This is a genomic window from Delftia sp. NA_296.1, from assembly GCF_052692095.1.
Genome location: NZ_JBQZGF010000016.1, coordinates 75,148 through 92,485, shown reverse-complemented (window position 1 = coordinate 92,485; position 17,338 = coordinate 75,148). Strand labels below are relative to the sequence as shown.

Here is a 17,338-nt window from a genome sequence, read left to right as displayed (position 1 = left end):
TCGCCGCGCGGGTAGTTGTAGAGGCTGAAGGTGTAGCCCGTGGCCAGCGCCCGGTGGCAGGACTGGCCCCGCACCCGGCTTTGGCCCGTGAGGCTTTCCTTCAGGCGCACGCGGATGTAGTCCTCGCCGTCGCTCAGCTGGGTGTAGCCGCCCGGCCATTCGTAGATTTCGTGGCCGTCATGGGCGTGGCCCGGTGGGTCGCGCCGCAGGTGGGTGAGGTCGGCCCGGGGTTTCTTGAAGTCGTAGTCGTCGCTGTAATGGCGGCCCGATTTGATTTCCTGCTCCAGCTGCCAGGCGTGGATGTTTTCCTGATCGCCTGCGGCGGCTTTTTCCGGGGGATAAAAGGGAATGGAGGCGCCCCCGGGCAATACGCTGTGCGAGGCAATGATGTCGTCGCACAGCACCAAGGTGTGCTGGCCCGAGGCATGCTCGAAGAAGTAGTAAATGCCTTCGTGCTCCATCAATCGCGAGACAAAGTCGCAATCGCTTTCGTTGTATTGAACGCAGTAGTCCCAGCTGCGATAGGCGCGCGTGAGTTTCTTTTGCAGGGGATGGCCATAGACGCCCAATACCTGCTCGATGATGTCGGGCACGGTCTGGTTCTGGAAGATGCGAAAGTCGCTCTTGCGCGTGGCCAGCCACAGCCAGGGGCTCAGGCGGGCCTTGTAGGCGTAGTGGCGGTGGTCCTGGCCCTGCATGCCGAAGCGGGTGACGATGCCATCGATGAAGCGCCTGCCGCCGCCCTGGGTTTCTATTTCGATGGTGGCGTTTTTGCCCAATAGGGCCTTGGGATCGATGCTTTCGCTTTCGCTGAGCATTTCTACATCGAGGCTGAAGAGCTGGCTGATGTTTTCCTGGCCGCGCAATTCACGGAAATGCAGCTGCTCGCCCAATGGCGTGTGTATGGTGACTCTGCGTGTCATAGTGCGCGCCGCCCTGGGGGCGGCCTCCCTGCTCTTGGTGAGCGGGGATCATAGACAAGCCGATGGCCATAGGGCAATCAAATGAGGGGTCGGAAATATCCTGGATATGTAAGCAATTGCCTTATCTGGGATGCAAGGTGGTGTTTATTTGGAAAATCATCGATATCGGAATGCCCCGATACAGGCGTTTTGAGAGTCCCTGCTTACAGTGCGTCCTAGCAATACCAGGCCTCTTAGGGCAGAGCAAGCAGGCTTGCAATGTGATATGCACTAACTTGGTGCATTTTCGATGATGCGCCATGTGAGTGCCCGCTATCGCCGCATCGGTGCACATTTTTTGCACAAAGCCGGTGCATCGCTGTGTGTTGCAGTGCCGCATTGGGGAGCCGGAAAGGCGCACGCCCCGGCATCAAAAGACTGGCACGGTCCGTGCTTAACCCGGTTGTCACGAAATTTTTCAAACCGGAGGATCCCATGTCCCGTGCCAGCCTCAAGTCGCTCGCCATCGCCTGTGTCGCCATCGCTCCGCTCTGGGCCCACGCCCAGCTCACGGCCAATGTGTCCCTGACGACGAACTACAAGTTCCGCGGACAGGACCAGGACACGGGACGCAACAAGGCCGTCAAGCCTGCCCTGCAGGGCGGTTTCGACTACACCTTCGGTGACAGCGGCTGGTACATCGGCAACTGGAACTCCAGCGTGGACTGGCTCCCCCGCAATTCGCTGGAAACCGATTTCTACGGCGGCTACAAGTTCAAGGCCGGCGAGGTGGACCTGGACTTCGGCGCGCTGCAGTACCTGTACTCGGGCAATTCCAGTGGCAACACCACCGAGCTGTATGGCGCGGCCACCTATGGACCGTTCACGGCCAAGTACTCGCACACCGTGTCCAAGGACTACTTCGGCTGGGCTGGCGAGAAGGCCGGCTCGGGACTGTCGGGCCGCAACACCGGCTACCTGTGGCTGGGCTTCACCCAGGAAGTGATGCCCAAGGTGACGGTCAAGGCATCGCTGGGCTTCACCCGCTTTGCCAGCGACATCAAGGGCCTGGGCGTGCCCAACTATATGGACTACAGCGTGGGCGGTGCCTACGATTTCGGCGACGGCGTGTCGCTGGGCGCGGCCGTGACGGGTGCGAACAAGAAGTCGTACTTCGGTGACGTCAACAAGGCGCGCCTGATCGTGACGCTGACCAAGACCCTGTAACCGGACCTGAGGAGCAAAGCATCATGAAACTGGTGACCGCCATCATCAAGCCCTTCAAGCTCGACGAGGTGCGCGAGGCGCTCTCCGACATCGGCGTGCAGGGCATCACCGTGACCGAAGTCAAGGGCTTCGGCCGCCAAAAGGGCCATACCGAGCTGTATCGCGGCGCGGAATACGTGGTCGATTTCCTGCCCAAGCTGCGCCTGGAGGCCGCCGTGCCCGACGCGCTGGTGGACCAGGTGATCGATGCCATCGAGGCCGCTGCGCGCACCGGCAAGATCGGTGACGGCAAGATCTTCGTGCTGCCCATCGAGCAGGCCGTCCGCATCCGTACCGGCGAGACCGGCGACAGCGCACTGTGAGTTTCAACCCCTCGTTTCCCGAAAGACTGCCATGACCAAACGACTTCTTTCCATGGGCCTGGGGCTGGGCCTGCTGGCCGCAGGCGCCGCTGCCCTGGCACAGGAGCCCGCCGCCGCTGCAGCCGTTGCCGATGCAGCCGCTGCAGCAGCCCCCGCCGCCGCGGCCGCAGCCGAGGCGCCGGCCCCCGCACTCAGCGCCGGTGACACGGCCTGGATGCTGACCTCGACCATGCTGGTGATCCTGATGGTGATCCCGGGCCTGGCACTGTTCTACGGCGGCCTGGTGCGCACGAAGAACATGCTGTCCGTGCTCTGCCAAGTGTTCGTGATCTTCTCGCTGATCACGCTGCTGTGGGCCGTCTACGGCTACTCGCTGACCTTTGCCGGCGAAGGCAACTTCTTCGGCGGCTTCAGCAAGATCTTCCTCAAGGGCATTGCACCCGACACGCTGGCCGGCGCGCTGCCGACCATTCCCGAGTACGTGTTCGTGGCCTTCCAGTCCACGTTCGCCGCCATCACCGTGGCCCTGATCGTCGGCGCCTTCGCCGAGCGCATCAAGTTCTCGGCCGTGATCCTGTTCTCGGTGCTGTGGTTCACCTTCAGCTACATCCCCATGGCCCACATGGTCTGGGGTGGCGGCCTGCTGGGCAAGGACGGCGCGCTGGACTTCGCCGGCGGCACCGTGGTGCACATCAACGCCGGTATCGCCGGTCTGGTGGGCTCCTACATGCTGGGCAAGCGCATCGGCTTCGGCCGCGAGGCACTGCCTCCGCACAGCCTGACGCTGACCATGGTCGGTGCCTCGCTGCTGTGGGTGGGCTGGTTCGGCTTCAACGCCGGCTCGGCAGGCGCTGCCAACGGCATTGCCGGCCTGGCCTTCATCAACACCATCGTCGCCACGGGCGCCGCCACCATCTCCTGGCTGGCTGCCGAAGCCCTGCACAAGGGCAAGGCATCGATGCTGGGCGCCGCCTCGGGCGCCGTGGGCGGCCTGGTGGTCATCACCCCGGCGGCCGGCCTCGTGGGCCCCATGGGCGCCATCGTCATGGGCCTGATCGCCGGTCCCGTCTGCCTGTGGGGTGTGTCGGGCCTCAAGAAGCTGCTCAAGGTCGATGACGTCTGCGACGTGTTCGGCGTGCACGGTGTGGGCGGCATCCTGGGTGCCATCCTGACCGGCGTGTTCTGCGCCTCCAGCCTGGGCGGCATCGAGCCCGCAGACTTCAACATGGGCCATCAAGTGTGGGTGCAGGTCAAGAGCGTGCTGCTGACCATCGTCTGGTCCGGCGTGGTGGCTGGCATCTCCTACAAGATCTGCGACCTGGTCGTCGGCCTGCGCGTCAGCGAAGAGTCCGAACGCCAGGGTCTGGACATCACCACGCACGGCGAGGTGGCGTACTACCGCTGATCGGTTTCCAGGGAGTTCATTGCGGATTGGCCTCGGTGCTTGCACCGGGGCCTTTTTTGCTTTGGAGCCGCTGCAGAGATGGCGTCTTTGCTTTTTCGTCCCGGCTGTTTTGCGCCGCCCGCAGAACTTCAAGCGCGCCGTTCAAAAAATTCACGGGTCCGCACCGAGGCGCAAAAGGGCCCAGCCGCTACGATGCAGGCCATGGATTCAGCCCAAAGCCACCTCCTCCAGATCGCCCAGCGCGTGCGCGCTGCTGCGGCCGACGCCACGCCGCTGCGCATACGCGGCGGCGGCACCAAGGATTTTCACGGCCTGGCCCTGCAGGGCGAGCTGCTGGACACGCGGGCGCTGGCCGGCGTGGTCAGCTACGAGCCCAGCGAGCTGGTCGTGACCGTGCGCGCCGGCACGCCGCTGGCCGAGGTCGAGGCCCTGCTCGCGGCACAGGGCCAGTGCCTTGCCTTCGAGCCTCCGCATTTCGATGGAGACAGCAGCAACGCCACCGTGGGTGGCATGGTGGCGGCCGGCCTGTCCGGGCCAGCGCGTGCCAGCGTGGGCGCCGTGCGCGACTTCGTGCTGGGGCTGGAGATGATCAACGGCCAGGGCGAGCTGCTGCGCTACGGCGGGCAGGTCATGAAGAACGTGGCGGGCTACGACGTCTCGCGGCTGATGGCGGGCTCCTGGGGCGCGCTGGGCCTGATCACCGAGGTCAGCCTCAAGGTGCTGCCCGTGGCGCCGGCCGAGGCCACGCTGCGCTTCGAATGCACTCAGCAGCAGGCGCTGGACTGGCTCAATGCCTGGGGCGGGCAGCCGCTGCCGCTCAATGCCAGTTGCTGGCTGCAGGAGGAGGGCGCAGCCCAGGGCGTGCTGTACCTGCGCCTGCGCGGCGCACGTGCCGCCGTGCAGGCGGCCTGCGAGCGCCTGGGTGGCGAGCGCATGCACAGTGCTGCGGCCGACTGGCAGGCCTGCCGCGAGCAGCAACTGCCCTGGTTCACCGCACGCGCGCCAGGCCATGCGCTGTGGCGCCTGTCCGTGCCGCAGACGGCTCCGGCCCTGGCGCTGCCGGACGGCTGCACGGGGCCGCTGATCGAATGGCATGGCGCACTGCGCTGGGTACAGGCGCCGCGTGCGCTGGGCCATGCGCTGCGCGCGCTGGCAAAAGCAGCGGGCGGATCGGCCACCTTGTTCCGCTCCGAGGCCGCAGGCCAGCCCGGCGCCGAGCCCGATTTCGACGCCCAGGCGGCCGATGCCACGGCCGCGCTGCATGCGCGGCTCAAGCAGGCCTTCGATCCTGCGGGCATCTTCAACCGCGGCCGGCTGGCCGCCGCCTGGTAGGCCGGGCCAACGCCTGGCTCCGCCCATGCGCATGCGCCACCACCTGCACCTGCTCACGGACCGGCACCGCACGGTGGCCAGCAACCGCACGCTGGGCCTGCTGCTGGCCTTCAACGCGGGTGCGGTGAATGCGGGCGGCTTTTTGCTGGTGCACTCCTATACCTCGCACATGACGGGCTTTGTCTCGCTGCTGGCCGACAACCTCGTGCTGGGCAATACGGCGCTGGTGCTCAGTGCCTGCGGCGCGCTGCTGGCCTTTCTGTGCGGCGCGGCCGCGACATCGCTGCTGGTCAACTGGGCGCGCCACCACCGGCTGCGCAGCAGCTATGCGCTGCCGCTGCTGCTGGAAGCCGCGCTGATGCTGCTCTTCGGCGTGCTGGGCGCGGCCATGCTGGCCTGGCCCACGCCGTTCGCCGTGCCGCTGGCCGTGCTGCTGCTGTCCTTCATCATGGGATTGCAGAACGCCACGGTGACCAAGATGTCGTCCTCGCAGATCCGCACCACGCACATGACGGGCGTGATCACCGACCTGGGCATGGAGCTGGGTCGAGCCCTTTACTGGAATCGCCATGGCAGCCCGCCCGAGCACCGGGTCCACGCCAACCATGTGCGGCTGCGGCTGTTCGCAGGGCTGCTGTCCATGTTCCTGCTGGGCGGCATTGCGGGTGCGCTGGGTTTCCGGCACCTGGGCTTTGTCTTCGTCGTGCCGCTGGCCGTGGTGCTGTGCCTGCTGTCCCTGCCGCCGCTGTGGGCCGACCGTGCGCGGCTGCCCCTGCTGCTGGGCCGGCGAGCCGCGCCTCGCGCGTGACCGCCGCGTCCGGCTGCCGTTCCCCGATACCCATACAACAAGAGCCCCACCATGCAGACCCAACTCGCACCCCAGTACCGCGCCACGCCCGAGGGCCAGGAGGCCGAAGCCATTCTGCGCAAGTGCGTGCACTGCGGCTTTTGCACGGCCACCTGCCCGACCTACCAATTGCTGGGCGATGAACTGGACGGGCCGCGTGGCCGCATCTACCTGATCAAGCAGGTGCTGGAGGGCGAGACGCCCACGCGCGCCACCCAGCAGCACCTGGACCGCTGCCTGACCTGCCGCAACTGCGAAAGTACCTGCCCCAGCGGCGTGCAGTACGGCCACCTGGTGGACATAGGCCGCAAGATCGTCGAGGAACAGGTGCCGCGCCCCTTGGGCGAGCGCGCCAGGCGCTGGGCGCTCAAGGAGGGGCTGAACTCGCCGCTGTTCGCCCCGGCCCTGAAGCTGGGCCAGGCCGTGCGCGGCCTGCTGCCCGAAGTCCTGGCCGAGAAAGTGCCCCAGCCCCAGGATGCGGGCGCCTGGCCCGTGCGCGAGCATGCGCGCAAGGTGCTGCTGCTGGCCGGATGCGTGCAGCCGGCCATGATGCCGCGCATCAACTTTGCCACCGCGCGCGTGCTGGATGCGGCCGGCATACAGACCGTGATCGCGCCCAAGGCCGGTTGCTGCGGCGCCGTGAAATTCCACCTCAACGACCAGGAAGGCGGCAAGGCGCAGATGCGCGCCAATATCGACGCCTGGTGGCCGCAGGTGGACAGCGGCGCGGTGGAGGCCATTGTCATGAATGCCTCGGGCTGCGGCGTCACCGTCAAGGAATACGGCCATCTGCTCAAGGACGATGCGCAGTACGCGGACAAGGCTGCCCGCATCAGCGCCCTCACGCGCGACCTGAGCGAGCTGCTGCCTGAGCTTCTGCCCGAGCTGGCCGAGCGCCTGCAGGGCAGGGTGCGCGCACCGGCCGCGCCCATGGCCTACCACCCGCCCTGCACGCTGCAGCACGGGCAAAAGCTGCGCGGTGGCGTGGAAACCCATCTGGCCAGGCTGGGCTTCGAGCTGCGCGTGGCGCGCACCGAGTCCCACCTGTGCTGCGGCTCGGCGGGAACCTACTCGGTGCTGCAGCCCGAACTCTCGCACCAGTTGCGTGACCGCAAGATCGGTGCGCTGACCGAAGGCTTCGATGCCCGGCGGCCCGCCGCCATCCTCTCGGCCAACATGGGCTGCATCGTCCACCTGCAAAACGGCACGGACCTGCCCGTGCGCCACTGGATCGAGGTGCTGGACGAGGCCCTGCTGGCCTGAGACCCGCCGCGTACCGACTGCGCATCTGTGCCTCCAGCGCGACGCCGTGGGGCCTATGCCCGCGCAAGCCTTTGCAATGCTGGCATGATGCGGGGTTTCGTTTTCTCCAAGCCCACGTGCTCCGCCATGACTGAATCCGTGTCTGAACCGCAAGAACAGAGCGCCGCGCTGCCGGCGGACGCCGCTGCCGGCACCGAGCCGCAGGCTGCAGCCAGCGCCGATGGCCAGGGCCGCAAGCGCTCGCGCCGTGGCGGACGTGGCCGCAACAAGGGCAAGGCCACCGAGCCTGCCGCCGATGCCGCATCCGGCACGGTCGCCAGTGCCGAGGCCAACGCTTCCAGGCCCGTGCGCACCCAGCACCCGCTGCTGGCGCAACTGGCCCAATGGCATCCGAACCTGTTCGGCGAGCAGCCGCTGCCGCTCAAGCGCGGCATCTTCGAAGACCTGCTGGCCGCCCATCCTGAAGCCATTGACCGCGACCAGCTCAAGCTGGCCCTGTCCCAGCACACGCGCTCGAGCCGCTACCTCACCGTGGTGGCCAGCGGCCAGGCCCGGCATGACCTGCAGGGCCAGTCGGTCGAGGCCATGGCGCCCGAGCATGTGCACCATGCGCTGATCGAAGTCTTCCGCCGCCGCCAGCACCGCTCGCCCGAAGACCTGGCGCCCAAGCTGCGCAACCGCATCATCGCGGCCTACGAGGCATCGGGCCTGTCGCGCGACGACTACGCGGCGCGCGTGCAAGGCCGTGACGAGGCCACCAACAACCTGGTGGCCGAGGCACTGGCCGAGGCCGATGCGCGCACCGCACGCGACGAGGCGCTGCTGCGCGCCTTCGAGGCCAGCGGCCAGACCTCCGAAGCCGGCTTTGCCGACATGTACGGCATGAACCCGCGCCAGGTGGCGCAGCAGCTGGAACGCGCCCGCCGCCGCCTGCAGACGCAGGCGGCCTGAGGCACAAGGACCGGCACCAAGGACCGGCACCAAAGACCGGCAGCACCGCCTGCCGGCACACTCCACCGCCGCGTGCCCGGCAAGGGCCGCGCCGGTGCACCTGCCCTGGATCACAGGCGGCATCTCTGCGGCGGACCCTTCCGCCAGCACGCAGATGCCCACCAGGGGCGGGCCCGGGGATGAACTGTTTCACGGACGCCGCTGCATCCGGCCACGGGGCGGCGGCGCCTTGCCGTGCGCGCTCGTTCCCGTGGACTGAACACGGCGCGCAAGGCACTTCAAAGCAAAAAAGCAAAAGGAGACTTGCGATGTGGCTGGGTTTGTCGTTGTTCTACGTGGGCGCCGTGCTGTGCCTGAACGGCCTGTGGATGCTGGGGCGCATTGCCGACCGGGAGATCTGGGTCATCAACGTGTTCGCGGGCCTGGTCTCGCTGATCATCGGCCTGGCCTCGGCCTTCGGGCCCGAGCCTGATGCGGCCTCGGTCAAGACCGGCGCGCTGACTCTGCTGTTCGCCTTCACCTACCTGTGGGTGGCCATCAACCGCTTCACGGGCGCCGATGGCCGGGGCCTGGGCTGGTTCAGCCTGTTCGTGGCCATCACCGCCGTGCCCGTGGCCATCGACACCCTGCTGGGCGCGCGCACCGCCATCGACTGGTGGATGGCGGCCAACTGGGCGGCCTGGGCCGTGCTGTGGGCCATGTTCTTCGTGCTGCTGGCCCTGGGCCGCAACATCGGCCGCGTGACGGGCGCCCTGTGCATTGCGCAGGGCGTGCTCACGGGCTGGCTGCCGGGCTACCTGCTGCTGGCCGGGCAGCTCACGGGCTGATTGCGCAGCGTGAGTACGGGCGGGGCGTCAAGCCCCCCGCCGCCGTGCATGCGCCAGTGCAGACAGCAGCGCGGCCGCGATGATGCAGGCGCCGCCCAGCAGCGTGCGCGGCGTCAGCACCTCGCCTGCAATCAACACCGAGGAGACGCTGGCAAACACCACCTCGGCCAGCATGACCACGGCGGTCACGCCGGCCGGCAGGCGCGCGGCGCCGAACTGCAGCGCCCAGTTGCCCAGCATCAGCAGCACGGCCAGGCCGGCGGCAATCAGCATCCAGCCGGCCTGCGGTGCTGGCATGGGCGGCACCAGCCCCACGCTGCTGCCCGCGAAGGCGCTGGCCAGCCCCATGGCCATGCAGCCGCTGAACATGGCCAGCATGCGCGCCTGCGCCGGCACGGCCTGCAGGCGGCGCAGCAGCACGTTGGTCAGCGCAAAGGTGAAGCCGCCAAACAGTGCCAGGCCGTCGGCCAGCGACAGACCGCGCAGCAGCCCGGGCGAGCCGCCGCTGAATGTGCCCTCGGGCACCAGCACCAGCGCCACCCCGCCAAAGGCCAGCAGCAGCCGCGTCAGCGCGGCCGGCGTGGGCCGCTCGCCCAGGATCTTCCAGGCCAGCAGCACGGACCACGCCGGCATCAGATAGAACAGCAGCACCACGCGCACCACATCGCCAATGGTCACGGCCCAGTTGAAGGCGATGTTGTTGCTGCCCGCGCAGGCGCCCAGCAGGATCAGCGCCGGGTACTGCAGCGCCTGGCGCAGGCTGGCCGGGCGCAGCGCCACCAGCCCCGCCAGCACCAGGGCATACATCAGCGCCGTGGCCCACAGCGGATGCAGACCGGCCTCGTGCATGGCGCGAAACGGCCACCAGGCCAGACCCCAGACCAGGGTGTTGAACAGCAGGGCGAGAACGGGGAGCGGGCTATGCATAAAACCACGAAAAAGTGCCCGGTCAGGCAAAGCCCGCACCGAACACAATACGAGAAGACCATTTAGACCAGGCCTATCAATCGATAGCGCCCTATGGAACTGGCGAGGCCCAAAGCGAGAGACACCGAGCCAGGGCCGCCCCGCCGCGAGGGTGTCGTCCCCCCCCTGGGGGAAGGCGCGAAGCGCCTCAGGGGGTAGTCTCAATGGCAATCCTTGCGGGCAATCACCAGCAGGCGCTCGACTTCCTCGGGATGGTTGCGCACGTTGCTGACGTGCCAGCGGCCGATCAGCCACATGATGCCGGCCACCACCAGGCCGAACACCGTGATGGCGCCGAAAGCCGACAGTCCGAACTTGGTGGACAGCGCATAGAAGGCGCCCAGCGCCAGGATGCAGGCCTGCTCGTTGAAGTTCTGCACGGCAATCGAGCGGCCCGCGCCCATGAGGTTGTGGCCGCGGTGCTGCAGCAGCGCATTCATGGGCACGACCAGGAAGCCGCCCAGGCCGCCCAGCAGGATCAGGAAGGGAATGGCCACCCACACGCTCTTGATGAAGATCATGGCGATCACCAGCAGGCCCATGGTGATGCCCAGCGGAATCACGCGCGTGGCGTTGTCCAGCCGCATGCGCATGGACGCGAGGATGGCGCCTGCGGCCGTGCCGATGGCCACCACGCCCACCAGGGCCGATGCCTGGGAGGTGCCGTAGCCCAGAGCCGCCGCGCCCCAGGCCAGCACGATGTAGCGCAGGTTGCCCGACACGCCCCAGAACAGCGTGGTCGTGGACAGCGAGATCTGGCCCAGCTTGTCCCCCCACAGCCGCTGGCTGCAGGTCCAGAAGTCGGGCAGCAGGGCCAGGGTGTTGGCCAGCAGGCTCTTGCTGGGGTCCTGGCGCAGCGGGCGCAGGATGGTGTCGGTCAGCGGAATGCGCAGGTTGAACCAGGCGGCCAGCGCATAGACGCCGACCAGCACTGCAATCGCCGCTTCGGCGGCCGTGTCCACGCCCGTGTCCAGCAGCGGCAGGTCGAAGTCCAGCAGATGGGCCGAGATGCCCGGGCTCAGCAACTGCCCGCCCACGAGCACGCCCAGGATGATGGAGGTGATGGTCAGCCCCTCGATCCAGCCATTGGCCTTGACCAGCTGGGAGGCGGGCAGCAATTCGGTGAGGATGCCGTACTTGGCCGGCGAGTAGGCCGCTGCGCCCAGGCCCACCACGGCGTAGGCCAGCAGCGGGTGGTTGCCGAACAGCATCATCAGGCAGCCCACGATCTTGATCGCATTGCTGATGAACATCACCCGCCCCTTGGGCAGGGCGTCGGCAAAGGCGCCGACGAAGGGGGCCAGGATCACGTAGAACAGCGCGAACATGGGCACCAGGGCGGCGCGCTGCCACTCGGGGGCGCCATTGGTGCGCAGCAGTTCCACGGCGGTCACGAACAGGGCGTTGTCTGCCAGCGAGCTGAAGAACTGCGCTGACATGATGGTGTAGAAACCGCGCTTCATGGATAGGCAGATGGGGTCAGCTGCAGGGCTGCTGACCAGTTAAATAAGGACCCCGTGGCAAGTGACTGGCGGTTATATCACGCGGCCTTTGGCTGGCAGTGCCAGAATCCCAAGCTTCTGACTGAGTGAAAACCATGCCGCGTCCCATTCTTGCCACCATCCATTCCGCCGCGCTTCGCCACAACCTGGAGCGGGTGCGGCAGGCGGTCCCCGATGCCAAATTGTGGGCCGTGGTCAAAGCCAACGCCTATGGCCACGGTATCGAGAACGTGTTCGAGGCCCTGCGCGGCGCCGACGGCTTCGCCATGCTGGACCTGGCCGAGGCCGAACGCGTGCGCCAGCTAGGCTGGCGCGGCCCCATCCTGCTGCTGGAAGGGGTCTTCGAGCCGCGCGACCTGGAGCTGTGCTCGCGCCTGTCCATCTGGCATGCTGTGCACTGCGATGTCCAGATCGACTGGCTGGCCGCGCACAAGACGCAGAACGGCCACCGCGTCTTCCTCAAGATGAACTCTGGCATGAACCGCCTGGGCTTCACGCCCGAGCGATACCGCGCGGCCTGGGCCCGGCTGAACGCCTTGCCCCAGGTGGAGGAAATCTCGTTCATGACCCATTTCAGCGATGCCGACGCAGGGGCCGGACAGCCCGGAATCTCGGCACAGCTGCAGCGCTTTCATGACGCCACGCGCGACCTGCCCGGCGAGCGCAGCGTGGGCAACAGCGCAGCCACGCTGCGCCAGGGCGACGACGCGCTGGTGCGCTGCGACTGGGTGCGGCCGGGCATCGTGCTCTACGGCAGCGCCCCCGACTATCCGCAGCACACGGCGGCCCACTGGGGCCTGCAGCCCACGCAGACGCTGAGCTCGCGCATCATCGGCGTGCAGCAACTGACCGAGGGGCAGAGCGTGGGCTATGGATCGCGCTTCACGGCCGACGGCCCCCTGCGCCTGGGCACCGTGGCTTGCGGCTATGCCGACGGCTATCCACGCCACTGCGGCACGGGCACGCCCGTGCTGGTGAACGGCGTGCGCACCCGCACCCTGGGCCGCGTGAGCATGGACATGCTGGCCGTGGACCTGACGCCCGTGCCCGATGCCGGCATGGGCAGCGAAGTCACGCTGTGGGGCCGCGCCAGCAACGGCGCGGTGCTGCCCATCGACGAGGTGGCCGAGGCCGCAGGCACGCTGGGCTATGAACTCATGTGCGCCGTCGCGCCGCGCGTGAACAAGACCGTCGATTGATCAGGGCGCGGCTTCCACGCTGTCCCTGGCCCGCTCCAGCAGCGCCATCAACTGCTGTTGCGCGGCGGGCTCCCAGTCCTTGAGCAGCCGGGCCGCCAGCGCCTGGCGCGACTGGCGCAGCCGGTCGAACAGGGCCTGCCCCTGGGGGCTGAGGCTCAGGCAGCGCACGCGGCGGTCGCGGGCGTCCGGTTCGCGGTCCAGCCATCCCTGCTCCTGCAGCTGCGCCAACATGCGCGCGAGCTGGGCCTTGTCCATGTGGCTGTGATCGACCAGATCCCTTTGCGTGCGGCCCGGGTGCCGGCCCACGTACATCAGCACGCGCACCTCGTTGGGCGTCAGCCCGGGCTCCATGGACTCCATGTCCTCGCGCATGCGCGAGCGGAACAGGTGCAGCAGCTCGTGCATGGCCTCGAAGATATCGGCGGGCAGGGAGGCATTCATGGCAGGGTCTTGTGGAAATATGTTGACAAAGTCAACGGATGACAGAGAATTGGTGGACTAAATCAACATTCTAGGCCGTCGCAGGCCGTTTCGCCAATGAACTTGCCCAATCCAGCCACCTCTGCCGTGACACCGGCTCCCGTCGTCCAGCGTGTCCGCCATTCCTTCCGCGCCCGCCATGTGCAATTGCTCTCGCGCGAGCAGCCCAGCCCCGGCTTTGTCCGCCTGACCCTGGGCGGCCCCGATCTGGAGGACTTCGTGAGCGCCGGTTTTGACGACCACGTCAAGCTCGTCCTGCCGCAGGCCGGGCGCGAACTGCCCGCGCTTCCCGTGCTGCTCGATGGCCGTCCGACCTTCGTGGAGGACGAACGCCCCACCTTGCGCGACTACACGCCGCTGCGCTACGACGCCGCGCGCCAGAACCTCATCATGGATTTCGCGCTGCACGATGCCGGCCCCGCCACCGAATGGGCGCTGACCGCCCCGCTGGGCCAGTGGGTGGGCCTGGCCGGTCCGCGCGGCAGCCTGGTGATCTCGGCCAACCTGCCATGGCATTGGCTGTTCGGCGACGAGACCGCCATGCCCGCCATCGAGCGGCGCCTCGCCGAGCTGCCCGCCGGCAGCCGCGCCGTGGTGCGCGTGCAGCTGCGCAACCCGGCCGACCGCCGCCAGTGGAGCAGCACGGCCCGGCTGGACTGCGACTGGGTCGAATCGCTGGCCGACGCCGTGCAGGCGTTGGAGCTGCCCCAGGACGACGGCTATATCTGGGCGGCGGGCGAGCACAGCGCCATGGCCGAGCTGCGTCGCCTGCTGCTGGCCAAGGGCGCATCGCCCAAGCGCATGCGCGTGGCCTCTTACTGGAAGCAGGGCACGGCCGACCACCATGAAGACCTGAACGATCCCAGCTGACCTGCCTGGAGAAAAGAACGGATGTACAGACGAAAAAAAGCCCACCGAAGTGGGCTTTTTTTCGTGGTGGTTGCGCGAGAAGGATTTGAACCTCCGACCTTTGGGTTATGAGCCCAACGAGCTACCAGACTGCTCCATCGCGCGGTAATCCGCAGTAATTTCGTTTTCACTGCATTTTCTGCAGCGAAGAAGTGAACTATAACCGATATCTTTCCGTCACGCAACTGCGATAGGCGCGAAACATGCGTGCCAGGGCGGCAGCCACCCCTCGGTATAGTGCTCACCCCATGGCCAAAGACAAAACCACGTTCATCTGCAATGCCTGCGGAGGCACCAGCCCGCGCTGGCTGGGCAAGTGCCCGGCCTGCGGGGCCTGGAACTCGCTGATCGAGGCCGTTGCCGAGCCTGCGAGCGCGGGCAAGAACCGGCTCAGCCAGCCCCAGGGCTATGCGGGCCTGGCCAATGTCCAGGCCGTGATGCCGCTGTCGGCCATCGAGGCCCAGGACGTGGCGCGCACGCCCAGCGGCATCGAGGAGCTGGACCGCGTGCTGGGAGGCGGCATTGTCGAAGGCGGCGTGGTGCTGATTGGTGGCGATCCCGGCATCGGCAAGTCCACCCTGCTGCTGCAGGCCATGGACGCGCTGCACCGCGTCGGCCTGCCCACGCTGTATGTCACGGGCGAGGAAAGCGGTGCCCAGGTCGCGCTGCGCTCGCGCCGCCTGGGGCTGGAGGCCAGCCAGGTCAACGTGCTGGCCGAGATCCAGCTGGAGAAGATCCTCGCCACCATGGAGGCCACCCAGCCGGCCGTGGTCGTCATCGACTCCATACAGACCGTGTACTCGGACCAGCTGTCCTCGGCGCCGGGCTCGGTGGCCCAGGTGCGCGAATGCGCGGCCCACCTCACGCGCGCGGCCAAGACCACAGGCATCACCGTCATTCTGGTCGGCCACGTGACCAAGGAAGGCGCACTGGCCGGCCCGCGCGTGCTGGAGCACATGGTGGACACGGTGCTCTACTTCGAGGGCGATACGCACAGCAACTTTCGCCTGGTGCGCGCCATCAAGAACCGCTTTGGTGCGGTCAACGAGATCGGCGTCTTCGCCATGACGGAGAAGGGCCTCAAGGGCGTGACCAACCCCAGCGCCATCTTCCTGTCCCAGCACAGCGAGCCCGTGCCCGGCTCCTGCGTGCTGGTCACGCTGGAGGGCACGCGCCCCATGCTGGTGGAGATACAGGCTCTGGTCGACCAGGGCGGCCCCGCGCCCCGGCGCCTGTCCGTGGGCCTGGACCGCGACCGGCTGGCCATGCTGCTGGCTGTGCTCAGCCGCCACGCGGGTGTGGCCTGCGCGGACCAGGATGTGTTCGTCAACGCCGTGGGCGGCGTGCGCATCAGCGAGCCTGCGGCCGACCTGGCCGTCATGCTGTCCATCACCTCCAGCCTGCGTGGCCGCGCCCTGCCCAAGGGATTCCTCGCCTTTGGCGAAGTGGGCCTGGCCGGCGAAGTGCGCCCCGCGCCGCGCGGCCAGGAGCGACTGAAGGAAGCCGCCAAGCTGGGCTTCACCATGGCCGTGGTACCGAAGGCCAATGCGCCCAAGAAGGCCATCCCGGGTCTGACCGTTCATGCCGTCGAACGCGTGGACGAGGCCATGAACATCGTCCGAGGGATGGGCTGACGCGCTTGCCGAGCGCATTGCGGGGGCATACGCACTGTCCGCAGCGGCCCTGCGGCGCCTCCATAAGACAATCGGCGCCATGAATTTGCGCAATATCCTGATTCCTCTGGGCCTGCTCGTACTGCTGGTGGCTGCGCACCAGTCCTATGGCTGGATGGGTGTGGTCGCCGTGGGCGGCGGCATCATGATGTGGCTGTTGCTGCATTTCACGCGGCTGATGTCCATCATGAGGAAGGCCGCGGACCGGCCCATGGGCTATGTGGGCAGCGCCGTCATGCTCAACGTCAAGCTCAAGCCCAAGGTCTCGCTGATGCACGTGGTGGCCATGACGCGCTCCCTGGGCGAGCGCCTGTCCGAGGAGGGCCAGCAGCCCGAGATCTACCGCTGGACCGACGGCACGCAGTCGCATGTGACCTGCGAGTTCAAGAGTGGCCGTCTCATGAAGTGGACCCTGGTGCGCCCCACGCCCGAACCCGAACCGCAACCCGAGACGGTGGCGGCCCCCGAGGCAGCCCCCGCGCCCTAAAATACCGGGTTGGTGTTCTGTTCAATACCCCCAAGGATGTTCCTATGAGCCCCGTTGTTCCCTCGATGGCCGACCGTGACGGCAAGATCTGGATGGATGGCCAGCTGGTGGACTGGCGCGATGCCAAGATCCATGTGCTGACCCACACGCTGCACTACGGCTGCGGCGCATTCGAGGGCGTGCGGGCCTACAAGTCCGAGCAGGGCACGGCCATCTTCCGCCTGGAAGACCACACCAAGCGCCTGTTCAACAGCGCCAAGATCCTGCGCATGCAGATCCCGTTCACCCAGGAAGCGGTGAACCAGGCCCAGGTCGAGGTCGTGCGCGCCAACCAGCTGGAATCGTGCTACCTGCGCCCGCTGACCTGGATCGGCGACCGCAAGCTGGGCGTCTCCCCCAAGGGCAACACCATCCACCTGATGGTCGCGGCCTGGGCCTGGGGCGCCTACCTGGGCGAGGAAGGCATGCAGCGCGGCATCCGCGTGAAGATCTCCAGCTTCACGCGCCACCATGTGAACATCACCATGAGCCAGGCCAAGGCGGTGAGCAACTACACCAACTCCATCCTGGCCAACACCGAGGCGCTGGACGACGGCTATGACGAGGCCATCCTGCTGGACGCCTCGGGCTTCGTCTCCGAAGGCTCGGGCGAGAACATCTTCGTCATCAAGGACGGCGTGGTCTACACGCCCGACCTGTCGGCCGGCGCGCTCAACGGCATCACGCGCAATACCGTGATGCACATCTGCAAGGACCTGGGCCTGGAAGTGGTGCAAAAGCGCATCACGCGCGACGAGCTGTACATCGCCGATGAAGTCTTCTTCACCGGCACGGCCGCCGAAGTCACGCCCATCCGCGAGGTGGACCGCATCGAGATCGGCGCGGGCAGCCGCGGCCCTCTCACCGAAAAGATCCAGCAGGCCTTCTTTGACATCGTCAACGGCCGCAACCCCAAGTACGCCCATTGGCTGACTCGGGTCTGAACATCCCTAGAGACCCACGAAAG

General features: G+C 67.2%; 18 protein-coding genes and 1 tRNA gene. 13 read left to right on the top strand and 6 right to left on the bottom strand.

What is annotated here, in order from left to right; all coding sequences use genetic code 11:
* A partial coding sequence (locus ACUTR7_RS28010) for a type VI secretion system Vgr family protein (protein WP_445610304.1) occupies nt 1-923 on the bottom strand: 923 nt, incomplete at its 3' end.
* Nucleotides 924-1,397: 474 nt separating this feature from the next.
* On the opposite strand from ACUTR7_RS28010, the gene ACUTR7_RS28005 reads away from it, so the two are divergent.
* The 3 genes from ACUTR7_RS28005 to amt are packed head-to-tail and all read left to right on the top strand — an operon-like array spanning nt 1,398 to nt 3,896.
* Complete coding sequence (locus ACUTR7_RS28005; protein ID WP_013800176.1) at nt 1,398-2,129, top strand: TorF family putative porin; 732 nt, start codon at nt 1,398-1,400, stop codon at nt 2,127-2,129.
* Nucleotides 2,130-2,152: 23 nt separating this feature from the next.
* On the top strand, nt 2,153-2,491 hold the full coding sequence (locus tag ACUTR7_RS28000; protein ID WP_012202241.1) for a P-II family nitrogen regulator: 339 nt from the start codon (nt 2,153-2,155) through the stop codon (nt 2,489-2,491).
* A 31-nt stretch (nt 2,492-2,522) separates the two neighbouring features.
* On the top strand, nt 2,523-3,896 hold the full coding sequence (gene amt, locus ACUTR7_RS27995; RefSeq protein WP_170962109.1) for an ammonium transporter: 1,374 nt from the start codon (nt 2,523-2,525) through the stop codon (nt 3,894-3,896).
* Between the two features lie 16 nt (nt 3,897-3,912).
* Here the strand turns inward: amt and ACUTR7_RS27990 are convergent, their stop codons facing one another.
* On the bottom strand, nt 3,913-4,050 hold the full coding sequence (locus tag ACUTR7_RS27990; RefSeq protein ID WP_156179898.1) for a hypothetical protein: 138 nt from the start codon (nt 4,048-4,050) through the stop codon (nt 3,913-3,915).
* Between the two features lie 38 nt (nt 4,051-4,088).
* On the opposite strand from ACUTR7_RS27990, the gene glcE reads away from it, so the two are divergent.
* The 5 genes from glcE to ACUTR7_RS27965 all read left to right on the top strand — a co-directional run bounded on the left by glcE (nt 4,089) and on the right by ACUTR7_RS27965 (nt 9,116).
* A complete protein-coding gene (gene glcE, locus ACUTR7_RS27985; RefSeq protein WP_445610303.1) occupies nt 4,089-5,228 on the top strand; it encodes a glycolate oxidase subunit GlcE in 1,140 nt (379 codons plus the stop codon).
* A 25-nt stretch (nt 5,229-5,253) separates the two neighbouring features.
* A complete protein-coding gene (locus ACUTR7_RS27980) occupies nt 5,254-6,036 on the top strand; it encodes a YoaK family protein (RefSeq protein ID WP_012202244.1) in 783 nt (260 codons plus the stop codon).
* A gap of 51 nt (nt 6,037-6,087) precedes the next feature.
* On the top strand, nt 6,088-7,338 hold the full coding sequence (glcF, locus tag ACUTR7_RS27975; protein ID WP_013800181.1) for a glycolate oxidase subunit GlcF: 1,251 nt from the start codon (nt 6,088-6,090) through the stop codon (nt 7,336-7,338).
* Nucleotides 7,339-7,422: 84 nt separating this feature from the next.
* Nucleotides 7,423-8,289, top strand: a complete 867-nt coding sequence (locus ACUTR7_RS27970) for a ProQ/FinO family protein (protein WP_445610302.1) — start codon at nt 7,423-7,425, stop codon at nt 8,287-8,289.
* A gap of 308 nt (nt 8,290-8,597) precedes the next feature.
* The gene (locus ACUTR7_RS27965; RefSeq protein ID WP_013800183.1) at nt 8,598-9,116 is read left to right on the top strand and encodes an AmiS/UreI family transporter; all 519 of its coding nucleotides are present in this window, start codon (nt 8,598-8,600) and stop codon (nt 9,114-9,116) included.
* A 27-nt stretch (nt 9,117-9,143) separates the two neighbouring features.
* Here ACUTR7_RS27965 and ACUTR7_RS27960 read toward each other — a convergent pair whose 3' ends face one another.
* Together ACUTR7_RS27960 and lplT are read right to left on the bottom strand one after the other, a co-directional pair.
* A complete protein-coding gene (locus tag ACUTR7_RS27960; protein ID WP_034397804.1) occupies nt 9,144-10,043 on the bottom strand; it encodes a DMT family transporter in 900 nt (299 codons plus the stop codon).
* A 200-nt stretch (nt 10,044-10,243) separates the two neighbouring features.
* Entirely contained in the window at nt 10,244-11,545 is a 1,302-nt protein-coding gene (gene lplT / locus ACUTR7_RS27955; protein WP_013800185.1) for a lysophospholipid transporter LplT, read from the bottom strand.
* A 134-nt stretch (nt 11,546-11,679) separates the two neighbouring features.
* On the opposite strand from lplT, the gene alr reads away from it, so the two are divergent.
* A complete protein-coding gene (alr, locus tag ACUTR7_RS27950; protein ID WP_088166569.1) occupies nt 11,680-12,783 on the top strand; it encodes an alanine racemase in 1,104 nt (367 codons plus the stop codon).
* Here the strand turns inward: alr and ACUTR7_RS27945 are convergent, their stop codons facing one another.
* Nucleotides 12,784-13,224: a MarR family winged helix-turn-helix transcriptional regulator gene (locus ACUTR7_RS27945; protein ID WP_012202251.1), complete on the bottom strand. Its 441-nt coding sequence runs from the start codon at nt 13,222-13,224 to the stop codon at nt 12,784-12,786.
* A 96-nt stretch (nt 13,225-13,320) separates the two neighbouring features.
* On the opposite strand from ACUTR7_RS27945, the gene ACUTR7_RS27940 reads away from it, so the two are divergent.
* Entirely contained in the window at nt 13,321-14,133 is an 813-nt protein-coding gene (locus ACUTR7_RS27940) for a siderophore-interacting protein (protein ID WP_445610301.1), read from the top strand.
* Between the two features lie 67 nt (nt 14,134-14,200).
* Here the strand turns inward: ACUTR7_RS27940 and ACUTR7_RS27935 are convergent.
* A tRNA-Met gene (locus tag ACUTR7_RS27935) sits at nt 14,201-14,277 on the bottom strand.
* Between the two features lie 143 nt (nt 14,278-14,420).
* Here ACUTR7_RS27935 and radA point away from each other — a divergent pair.
* The 3 genes from radA to ACUTR7_RS27920 all read left to right on the top strand — a co-directional run bounded on the left by radA (nt 14,421) and on the right by ACUTR7_RS27920 (nt 17,315).
* A complete protein-coding gene (gene radA / locus ACUTR7_RS27930) occupies nt 14,421-15,806 on the top strand; it encodes a DNA repair protein RadA (RefSeq protein ID WP_043821911.1) in 1,386 nt (461 codons plus the stop codon).
* Nucleotides 15,807-15,885: 79 nt separating this feature from the next.
* The gene (locus ACUTR7_RS27925; RefSeq protein ID WP_197944514.1) at nt 15,886-16,332 is read left to right on the top strand and encodes a glycerate kinase; all 447 of its coding nucleotides are present in this window, start codon (nt 15,886-15,888) and stop codon (nt 16,330-16,332) included.
* Nucleotides 16,333-16,376: 44 nt separating this feature from the next.
* Nucleotides 16,377-17,315 carry a branched-chain amino acid transaminase gene (locus ACUTR7_RS27920; RefSeq protein WP_034397818.1) on the top strand — a complete coding sequence of 313 codons (939 nt, stop codon included), beginning with the start codon at nt 16,377-16,379 and terminating at the stop codon, nt 17,313-17,315.
* Nucleotides 17,316-17,338: the final 23 nt, after the last annotated feature.